This window comes from Caballeronia terrestris (genome assembly GCF_001544515.1).
Lineage (GTDB): Bacteria > Pseudomonadota > Gammaproteobacteria > Burkholderiales > Burkholderiaceae > Caballeronia > Caballeronia terrestris.
In genome coordinates this window covers 1-9,636 of the sequence record NZ_FCOL02000110.1, presented here as the reverse complement: position 1 = coordinate 9,636, position 9,636 = coordinate 1, and the positions used below count along the sequence as shown (strand labels likewise).

General features: G+C 58.3%; 8 protein-coding genes and 4 pseudogenes. 7 read left to right on the top strand and 5 right to left on the bottom strand.

Annotation, left to right across the window (positions count from 1 at the left end; all coding sequences use genetic code 11):
• Nucleotides 1–246: 246 nt before the first annotated feature.
• Both AWB67_RS32555 and AWB67_RS32550 read right to left on the bottom strand, forming a co-directional pair.
• A pseudogene (locus tag AWB67_RS32555) lies at nt 247–1,291 on the bottom strand (PDDEXK nuclease domain-containing protein).
• Nucleotides 1,292–1,477: 186 nt separating this feature from the next.
• Nucleotides 1,478–1,972 carry a ProQ/FinO family protein gene (locus AWB67_RS32550; RefSeq protein ID WP_087660162.1) on the bottom strand — a complete coding sequence of 165 codons (495 nt, stop codon included), beginning with the start codon at nt 1,970–1,972 and terminating at the stop codon, nt 1,478–1,480.
• A gap of 180 nt (nt 1,973–2,152) precedes the next feature.
• Between AWB67_RS32550 and AWB67_RS32545 the strand changes: the two genes are divergently transcribed.
• The 5 genes and pseudogenes from AWB67_RS32545 to AWB67_RS32530 form a co-directional block, all read left to right on the top strand.
• The gene (locus AWB67_RS32545; RefSeq protein WP_087650387.1) at nt 2,153–2,776 is read left to right on the top strand and encodes a hypothetical protein; all 624 of its coding nucleotides are present in this window, start codon (nt 2,153–2,155) and stop codon (nt 2,774–2,776) included.
• A gap of 64 nt (nt 2,777–2,840) precedes the next feature.
• Complete coding sequence (locus tag AWB67_RS32540; RefSeq protein WP_087660161.1) at nt 2,841–3,371, top strand: RES family NAD+ phosphorylase; 531 nt, start codon at nt 2,841–2,843, stop codon at nt 3,369–3,371.
• 152 nt (nt 3,372–3,523) lie between these two features.
• Nucleotides 3,524–4,155 (top strand): annotated as a pseudogene (locus AWB67_RS40045) (aminotransferase class I/II-fold pyridoxal phosphate-dependent enzyme).
• Nucleotides 4,077–5,249 carry a glutamine amidotransferase-related protein gene (locus AWB67_RS32535; protein WP_159965050.1) on the top strand — a complete coding sequence of 391 codons (1,173 nt, stop codon included), beginning with the start codon at nt 4,077–4,079 and terminating at the stop codon, nt 5,247–5,249. Before AWB67_RS40045 ends, AWB67_RS32535 begins: the two are co-directional and overlap by 79 nt.
• Before the next feature lie 152 nt (nt 5,250–5,401).
• Nucleotides 5,402–6,039: pseudogene (locus AWB67_RS32530) on the top strand (Tn3 family transposase); the annotation flags it as partial.
• 422 nt (nt 6,040–6,461) lie between these two features.
• Here AWB67_RS32530 and AWB67_RS32525 read toward each other — a convergent pair.
• Both AWB67_RS32525 and AWB67_RS32520 read right to left on the bottom strand, forming a co-directional pair.
• Nucleotides 6,462–6,833: a type II toxin-antitoxin system VapC family toxin gene (locus tag AWB67_RS32525; RefSeq protein ID WP_087660159.1), complete on the bottom strand. Its 372-nt coding sequence runs from the start codon at nt 6,831–6,833 to the stop codon at nt 6,462–6,464.
• Entirely contained in the window at nt 6,830–7,036 is a 207-nt protein-coding gene (locus tag AWB67_RS32520) for a type II toxin-antitoxin system VapB family antitoxin (protein WP_087660158.1), read from the bottom strand. The genes AWB67_RS32525 and AWB67_RS32520 overlap by 4 nt, the downstream gene beginning before the upstream one ends.
• A 309-nt stretch (nt 7,037–7,345) precedes the next feature.
• Between AWB67_RS32520 and AWB67_RS32515 the strand changes: the two genes are divergently transcribed.
• Entirely contained in the window at nt 7,346–7,717 is a 372-nt protein-coding gene (locus AWB67_RS32515) for an antitoxin Xre-like helix-turn-helix domain-containing protein (protein ID WP_087660157.1), read from the top strand.
• Nucleotides 7,714–8,186 (top strand): annotated as a pseudogene (locus AWB67_RS32510) (RES family NAD+ phosphorylase). Before AWB67_RS32515 ends, AWB67_RS32510 begins: the two are co-directional and overlap by 4 nt.
• Before the next feature lie 295 nt (nt 8,187–8,481).
• On the opposite strand, the gene AWB67_RS32505 reads toward AWB67_RS32510, so the two are convergent.
• Complete coding sequence (locus AWB67_RS32505; RefSeq protein ID WP_087660163.1) at nt 8,482–9,495, bottom strand: IS110 family RNA-guided transposase; 1,014 nt, start codon at nt 9,493–9,495, stop codon at nt 8,482–8,484.
• Nucleotides 9,496–9,636: the final 141 nt, after the last annotated feature.

The window sequence follows — 9,636 nt, the reverse complement described above, 5'->3', positions numbered from 1 at the left end:
ACAACCGGCAGCGCGGCGATCTCGGCATCCATGATGGGAGTCCCACGGTGTTTCTCAGAATAAGGTCTTTTGGTCTGGTTAACGCATTCTTTCGCATCAGAATTTGTTCTGCTCATCGCAGGGAGCTGTAACCAGTGCAATTGCCAGCAGCACTTATAGTCTGAGGTACTAGCCGAAGCAGCCAGTCCTAATAGGCGACTACGTCGCTATGCCAAGCGTACTCGGACGTCGACAAGTGCGCTCGTGCTAAGCGTCGTCGGCCAAATCCGGCCGAAGCTCTGCTTCAATCAGATCGATCGACGGCAACTTGGTTTCTAACGATTCCGGCACGTGTCGAAATAGTTGATACTCGGCCACGCCCATCGGTTTAGCGACGCCTCGCAACGCATATTCCGCGACGAGTCGGTTCTTCTCCTTGCATAGAAGCAAACCTATCGTGGGTTGATCATCCGGCGCCTTCACTTGCGCATCGATCGCAGAAAGATAGAAGTTGAGCTGGCCCGCGTACTCTGGTCGAAACGGAGTCGTTTTCAGTTCAACGACCACGTAACAGCGTAGCTTCAGATGATAAAACAGGAGATCAATAAAAATTCGTCGTCTCCGACGTCTATCCGGTATTGCCGCCCCACGAACGCGAATCCCGCGCCCAACTCGAGAAGAAACCGGGTGATATGACGGGTGAGCGCCAGCTCGATGTCACGTTCCTGCGCATCCTCGGTGAGGCCGAGAAAGTCGAAGACGTAGGGATCCTTCAAGGCATCACGGGCGAGATCCGACTGTGGCGGAGGTAAGGTTTCCCTGAAATTGGTCACGGCGCTGCCGGCTCGCGATTGGCGGCTGTCTCGATCTGCATCGTCAACACCTGACGCGACCAGCCGTGCTCGAGCGTTTTGTCTGCATACCAGCTTCGTTGCTCCTGATCCTTGACCTTGTCCAGTAAGGTACAGAGATGGAACCACGGCAATTGTGCAGCAGGCTGCTGCACAAATTCCACGTCAGGCCAAGCCTGCGCCAGCGCGCGCATATATTTCAGGTTGCGTGGCGAAAATCCGCGCATGTCTGGAAACGCCGCCTTCAGGTCTGTCGCAAGCTGGTCGATTACTCCGGCGCCCCACCCCTGGCGCCGCTGCCGATCCAGGATCTCCCGGCCAATTTGCCAGTACAGCGTCACAAGCTCCCGGTTCACGCTGGTGGCTGCGCGAAGTCGGGCTCGCTCGACCCTTTGTTTGAGTTCAGCGAGCCAGCGCTTGTAATCTTCGCCCCACGAGCCGTTGGGCAGATTATCGGTCATACAGTCTCTACGGTGCCATTGATCACAGCTCATTATCCGGTGATCAACGACATCGGACAATCGCGCCCTCGCAGAGCGTCAGATCTTCGCCCATCGCAGGGACGCGACGCGATGACCAAGACAACAATAAAAGGGACAAATAGATTTATGTAAAATCTAACCGGCAATTGAGGCGCGTCTTGTTGGTCAACGCGGTCGACCATGTCGATTGTTCGCAATCTGCTCTTGCCTGCGCGCGAGCCGAGCCTTCTCTTGACTTGTGCCGTACTCCGCCTCCGCAGCAGAGACAACGCCGGTGATTGCGCCGGTAAGATCCACGCGCATATTGCCTTCGACGAGACAGGTCCAATAGCGCTGGCCGCGACACCAGAGCTTGACGCCGTTACGAGCGTCTCGCTCGCTCAGCCCAAGCGAGGCCGCTCGGGCAAGCACATCCTTGAGAATACCAACCTTGAGAGGAACCTTTGACGCGGGACTGTGTGGAAAGGCGTGCGGAAAATGTCGTTGCAGCGTATTGACCGCGCGCCCGGCCGCGTCAGCAGACGTTCGCGGACGCTTCGGTGGCTGCTTGATTTCCCTTCCGGCGCCTACTGGCGCTGACGTCAGGCGCGATGCGGCCTTTTTGCCCTTCGCGCCCTGGTTCAGCTGCGCCTTAAGCGCAATGAGCTGTTCGAGTCCCACGGTGCATGCCTGAAATCAGTCGCCAAATTTTACCAGTCGCCTTCAAACATCACCGTCTTCAAGCCCAAGAACTGCAACCGTTCGCCGCGTGAGCGCGAAGCTGAGGCTAAGGCGACAAAGTTGACAAACACGACAAAAGCGATTATTGTTCTCGTATTGTGTCTCGCGTGAGGCCGAACCATGTCCAAGCCAATGCCCGCCATGGAGTTCCCTGAAATCACCGCTGAAGACGCTCATCGTTTCGAACGCGCCGTACGCATCGATGACGAGGATGCCTTCATCGCCGAGCTGAACGCTTTGATTCGAGAGAAATTTGCGGAGGCCGCGCCCTCGCCGCTCCAGCTCACCACGGACCTGCGAGCGAAAGCACGCGCGCTTCGGGCAGAGTCACCCTGGCAGCCGTCGGCGACTGATGTGCAACGCGGACGTGCAGCGTTGTTGCGCGCATACGATGCACCCGGGAACATTCCGCTGACCGAATTTGCGCGGTTCGCACACAAGTCGCGCCAACAGATTTATAAAGATCTATCAGCACAGCCTCGGCGCCTTCTCTCATTAGATGTGGGTCGTCGGGGTCAGCGACTGCCCGACTGGCAGCTTGATCCACTGAAGCTGAAATTCACGCGCGAAGCGCTCAACCGAGCGGCGTCGGTTGACTCATGGACGCTCTATCGTGCGCTGTCGTCTCGAAATGATTCGCTCGGTGGTCACTCACCTATCGAAGCCGTGACGCCAGGCAACTTCGATCAACTTGTCGAGGTTGTGCTGAGCGTGGTCGGTATTCACGGTGAGGAAGCAGTTTGATTTTGTCGATGCCAAGCCGCGTCATTGCGGCGGGAGAACTGCTCCAACACATTAGCCGAATCGAATACGCCGCCACGCCGCTCTATTTTGGTACGAGCTCCGCAAATCGATACGACGATCCGAAGGGTGGCTATGGGTTCTGTACTTGGGCTTCGACCTTCCGACTGTATTGATGGAGTCGGTTTTTCATCAGCACCAATGGCACCGAAGCCGTTCGCGAACCATTACGTTAAGCGAGATTCGTGGACGCATTGTGCGTGCTGTCGGCGTAGTCGAGCGACTGAACTTGGCTGACATGACCGCACCAGGCGTGATGGCGCGGGAGTTCGGCCTCAATCTCGGTCAACTGGCAAGCCGACGTTACATCCACACGCAGCGTATCTCTCGGCAGATTTACGAGGCGCTCGACAACAGCGGCTTCCCAGTCTTCGACGGTCTGCTCTATCCCTCGCGGAATAATTTTCCCGCGACATGCATCGCTCTTTTTTATCGGGCACGAGCGAAAGTCGTGGTGGTCGACGATCTCCCGCTGGTGCAACATGTCGACTGGCCCGCTTTCGTAAATCAGTATCGCATTGGGGTGGCCAAAGTTTGAGGCCGTTGACGGCCCACGGGGTCCGAAGAGCTTCCCCTTCCGCTTGAATCAATCCTTCCAAGTGAGGATAGCCGTTCTATACGCCCGTGCAGGTCGAACCGCGTCTGCGCGAGCGCACGCTGACGGTCAACGGCGTATCGAAGGTGTATTCGATGACGGGCTGGCGCATCGGCTATGCGGGCGGTCCAGTGTGGCTAATCGGGCGATGCAGACGCTGCAATCGCAGAGCACGTCGAATCCGAGCACGATCTCGCTCGCGGCGCTGGAAGGCGGCACGGATTTCCTGCTCGAATTGATCGATGAGTTGCGCACCTGCCGCGATCTCGTGGTCGATACCATGGCACGCTGCCCCGGCCTGCGTTGCGATGCACTCGATGGCGCGTTCTACGCCTTCGTGGACTGCTCGGGCGCGATAGGTGCTCTACGCCTTCGGGCGATCATCGCTACCGATCTCGACTTCGCCAACTATTTGCTGGAGGCGGCGCATGTCGGCGTGGTGCACGGTAGCGCGTTGGGCGTGGAGAACCATGTGCGGATCGCGTATGCTGTTCCGATGCCCACGCCGCGACGCGTGCCGGCGCATCGAGACCGCGTGTGCGGCGTTGAAACCCGCTGTCGCCGCGGTCCGAAGCGCCTAAGCACCAGATGCCATGCCCGCGACACGTGTGCCGTGCGCGGGTTTGTCTTTTTATCGGATGGCCTTCCATGCTCTATCTCATCGAAGACGCTACCCCCGAGCCGGCGCAATTCGGCGCCCTTCCCGCGCTGTTCGCCCGGACTTTGAATGCCGAACTCCGCTGCGTAGGCGTGCATTTCGACGAACAGCGGTTTCCCGATGCGCATCAGCACGTCACAGCGGATGGACGGTTAGTCGCGAGCGGTCTGATCTGGCGCACGCGCACGGGCCTGCCCGATACTGCCGAACCATGCCGTGAGATTTTTGCGCTGGCGCGCACGCGCGATATCGTGCTCCTCGTGCAATCGTTCGATGTGTTTCCTACGCAATGCGCCGAAGACGTGGAGATGTTGCGCGTCGTTCATGAAGCCGATAGCGCACAGCTCGTCGAAGATGGTTCGGGCGTGGTTTTGCAAGCGCATCGGGATCGCTATGGCAGATGGCGATCCACGGAAGAAGCCGCATCGCGCGCGAGCGGGCCGTCCACGACGATTGCGCTGATAGGCCGTGAGTGCGACCAGCATCAGCAATACCCCGCGACGCTCGCCGCCCTCGGTGACGCCGCCGATGCGCTCGGCTTCGATCTCGACGTGCGCTTCATCGCGGCACAGGACATCGACCGCGACAACGCAGAAACTTTGCTCGCCGATGCGCACGGCATTCTTTTGCCGGGCGGCGCGGACATAGCGCACGTCGCGGGACAGATCGAGGCCGCGCGTTTCGGCTGGCTGGCGTCCATTCCGGTCGTGGGTTTGTCTCTCGGCATGCAGTCAATGGCGACGGCCATCGCGCGGCTCGTGTTGAAGAGCGATGAGATCGGCATGAAGGAAGCGCAGCCCGATGCGCGCGTCGCCAGCTTCGAGCCGATTCATGTTGGCGAGGATGGCGTGTTGTTGCATCGCTCAGGCTTGCGGCCGATAAGCATAGTGCCGGGATCGCGTATCGCGGCCATGCTCGGCGCGCAGGCGAGCATTCTCTGCAATCATCGCTACAGGCTCAATCCGGCGCTCGAAGCGCCGCTCGCGACGCTCGGCGTGACCGTCAGCGCGCACGACGAGAGCGGCTCGATCGCCGATGCCATCGAGGCCGATAAGCATCCGTTCTTTGCGGGCATGCAGGGGCATCCCGAACTGTCCTCGCGTGATGGCGCGCCGCATCCGTTGCTGATTGCGTTTCTGGACGCGGCGGCGCGCCGTACATAAGCGTATGTGCCCGCTTCGGAAGCGGGCGCTTACGCAGAAGCTCAAACTTAGCTGATCGCCGACGCGAACAACGCGGCATCGACATTCCCGCCCGATGCCACGATCAACACACGGGGCGTTCTGACTCCCGTGCAGATCTCGGGTTAGAGCACCTTCACGTTCCTCGCAGTTAAGACGTGCCACAAGAGCTTTGTGCCGTGACAGACCGCGACGTCAGACTTGATCTCATCGAAGAAGTTTGGGCCGAGTTTGTCAGGATCGCCTCATCGATTCGCTTAGGAGAATGCACTGCAGTTGAAGCCCTAACCCGCTTCTGCTCAGCAGCGCGTGGGCAGCCGGTCTATGACGGAGGCGTCCACATCGGTCGGCTGTTCCGTAGCATCTTCCGTATCGATTACTTCACGAATACTTCCTTCCGCACGGAGTTGCAGCACGTGTTGAATCGGGGCGAGGCCGTGCAAGTGGTCCAACGCGCGATCCATGTTGGCCGTATCCCAGTCGAATTGGCTCGGCGCGAAGATTCGCTTTCAGCCGTGTCTTCCGTATTGGCGCTGCTTGCGAACATTCTGATGGCTCGAACCCGACGCACATGCAGCATGCGCTGGACGTGCTACAAGCCTCTGGAGGCGAATCGCCTGGAGCCGAGCAGCTCCGAAGGATTGCGCCGACGCATCTGGCGGGCATCAACCTGCGCGGAACCTACATTTTCCCCGTGGGACGCTATGCAAGCAGACTGCTCCCAAGCTTGGCTCAAGATTCCAAGACGCTTGCCGCCGGTCAGCTCGCGTAGTGAAGTAACGACAACGCGTTTGTGGGTAGACAGCAAGTCAATGATTTACAACGATATTAATTTGGTGTCAGAGGGAAAGCCTTGTCACAGCTAGCGCGCCCTAACCCGGAAAAACTGCATTGGGAATCAAGGTCATTCCAACGAGCATGTACTGGTCGAGCATCGCTCGGCCTCCTATCAACGGGTCTGGCGCAAGATTTGAACTTCTATCGAAGCAACGAGGAAAAATCTCGCAGCCGATTTCACATAAATCTAGCAACAAATTTAATAAACATATCTAAATATTGTACGAAATATATCGCTCGTTTTAAGACGAAAGCTCGTGAGGATATTTCTAGGGAAGTGAGCTGGAAATGTTAGGTTCTGTACAGCGATAGCGTCGATCCGGAAAGTAGCGATTACGTCTCTCGCGGATCACGTGCCTAGTGGATGTCATGCATATACGCGATGTCGAGTTCACCAGCGAGCAGGGCGAGTCGTTTGTCCAGGGTCCAAAGTGACGCGCCGGGAGTCATCAAGGTTGACGCAAGCAGCGTAAGGTCGCTACTACCACAGCCTCGACCGTAAAACTGCCGTGCCTCGATCACCTCGGTCCATGTCGCATGCTTCGCATGTTGCAGCAGCCCGATGTCATGGAGTGTCTGCACCCGGGGCGCAGGCGGCGTGCCGCAGGCGAGTTCAACAAGCACGACTGGATGTGTGAGCGCCTGGTCGCTGGTGACCAGTTGAACAAGTCTCGTATTAGCGCGACGGAAATGATCAACCCAAACAGATGTATCGATGAGGACGCTCATTGAGTCGATGGCTCCGAGCGGCGCCGCGGTATGTCGGGCATACCAGGCGCGATGCCGCCTAAGGCCGCCAGACGCTTTCCGGCCTGAACTCGAACGAACGTCTGCATCGCCACTCGAAACAGATCAGCCTTATCCATGTCAGGGTCGGCAAGCTCAAGAGCGCGCTCGTAGAGGTTGTCGTCAATCGTAACAGTGGTTCGCATTTCCACTCCGCTTGATGCCGTATCGCATCAATTGTAGCATCAGATAACGACGGGTTCCTTCCTGCGTTTTGGTCGGAGGCCCAGCCAGAAGCCGCGCCTCTTTCGCTGGCGGTGACACCCCAAAAGAGCACCTTGCCGAACCGTCGGTTCATCGCCAGGCGCGCGAACCATTCGGCCACTTCCGCGAATTTTACTGACCCGGCTGGAGTTGACGGATTTGAAAAATCGGCTGCATCTGCCACATCCGCAAGCACTATGCTCAAACTGTGCGTATAATGTGCATCGTGGATCGTCGCCGGAAACCAAGACATGAACACTGACACCTTTGCTGACGTGTTGGAGTCTGCCCGAGAAGCGGGCACGTCTCGACTTTCGGCGATCAATCTCGCCAACGTGCTCGGCCTGCAGCAGCAAGATTTGGCCACCATCGCAGGCGTGCACCGGAACACGCTGCGCACGCATCCCGAGTCGCCCAGATTGCAGGCGGCCCTGCGTGACCTCATGCGCGTGGTGTCGGCGGCGGTCGCGGTCCAACCGGACCTCGACCGCGCGCTGTTTCTCATCAAAAATCATCCGATTCCTGCCTTTCGCCATAAGACCATCCTCCAGTTGGTCCAGGAAGGCAGGACGGAGGATGCGATTGACTACCTGGAGTCGATCAGTGCAGGTTTTGTTGGATGATCCTCACCGATCTGCCGACGGGACCCACGCTCTATCGAGCGCACACACCGCGCTGGGCCGATCGGCCCCTGAGCGGCACGGGCGCCGCGCTGAAGGGCGGACGCTTCAACCGAGAAGGGATCGAGGCGTTGTACCTGTCGCTGGAAGAATTGACGGCGCTGCGCGAATACCAGCAGACCTCCCCTTTCCTCCGCCTTGCACCATTTGCTCTTACGCCGCCGAACTCCGGGACCTGGTGGACTTGCGGCAACCCGACCAAGAGAATTGGGATGAGCTTTGGCACGACTGGCGCGAGGACTGGCGGTATTGGAAGTTCGACCAACACATTGAGCCGCCGACCTGGGTATTAAGCGACCTGGTCCGGGACCTCGGCTACCCCGGGATTGTTTTTCCGAGTCTGGCGCACGCTGGCGGCATCAACGTAGTTTATATGAACGCCCCCGATGCGCCAGGTCTTCTTGTGCTCTGATTTGACAGGATAGGTTGCAGCTTTATATCCGTACATGGACTCCCGCCTATGAGCAAGATCGGTGTGCATTTCGAAGGTCTCGACTGCGTCCGTACATTCGGCTTTTGATGTGCTTGCCATCAGCACGAGCCATCATGGAAGTTTGCGCGCTTGTCCCTCATCGGCCTCTTGGCTTCGTACCGCAGCCGCCGGATATATCAGGATCTACAAGCGCCGGTCCGACCGGTTCGCCATGCTACCGCTTCTTGCGCAATCGTGAAGAGAGTGGCGTTGCGTCTGCGCGCTACAGGAAGCGCTATGCCAACTTGAAGCATTCATTGCTCGTCAATACTGCCCACGCTATTCGCGCCGTCTTGTTCGCGAGAGCGATTGCCGCGACGCTCACATGACGGCGCTGCATCACCGCCTTGATCCAGCGACTGTGCCGGTCATCCCGACGCCCAACGAAGCGCATCACCGCACGCGCCCCCTGTACCAGCAGCGTGCGAAGATAGGTGTCACCATGTTTCGTGATGCCGCCAAGCTTTGACTTGCCACCGCTCGATCGCTGTTTTGGCGTCAGACCCAACCACGCTGCGAACTGACGCCCGTTCTTGAACTGCAGTGGATCTCCCACGCCGCTAAATAATGCGGTCGCTACGAGTGGTCCGATGCCAGGAATCGTGGCAAGACGTTGGCAGCTTTCGTTGCGTTTGAATATCTCGGCAATCTCGAACGCAAGTTCGTCGATCCATCGCTGCAAGGCCGCCAACTGTTCGAGATACATCGAACCAAGCCGCCGAAGCAGGATCGTGATGCCCGCATCAGCGTCGTTGACGAGGGCCACGATGCCTTGTCTCAACTGAACGATTCCCGTGAGGAAGATGAATCCCTCTTCGGCAAACATGCTCCGTATCTGGTTTGACTTCGCGGTTCGCTCATGAACCAATCGCTCGCGCATGCGATGAACGGACTGCAAGGATTGCTGTTCAGCGCTTTTGATCGGTACCGGGTGAATGCCCGGTCGTGAGACTGCGGTGCAGATGGCCGAAGCATCATTCGCATCGTTCTTCCCGCCGACCAGAAAGGGCTTTACGTATTGCGTTGGCAGTAGGCGCACGGTGTGCCCCTGCGTGGTCAGTTCACGAGCCCAATAGTGCGAACCGTGACATGCTTCGATACCTATCAGGCTGGGATCCAATCTCGAAAAGAATTTCAACACCTCCGCTCGGCGCAGCTTTCGCTGTACGACTGGCCTCCCGCCACGATCGACGCCATGAACCTGGAACACGTGCTTCGCAATATCAAGACCGATGGTGAGCGTAGGCATCTCAAATCTCCCGAAGTGGCTCCAGAAGTGTGCGCCCCGGAGGGGGCGAGAGTCCATACCATCAGCCTGTTTGCAGCCTCATACGCTGCGGGCCCCGATGAAATCCGCTGACTCGCTCCTCATTTGTCGCACGAGCTTGAC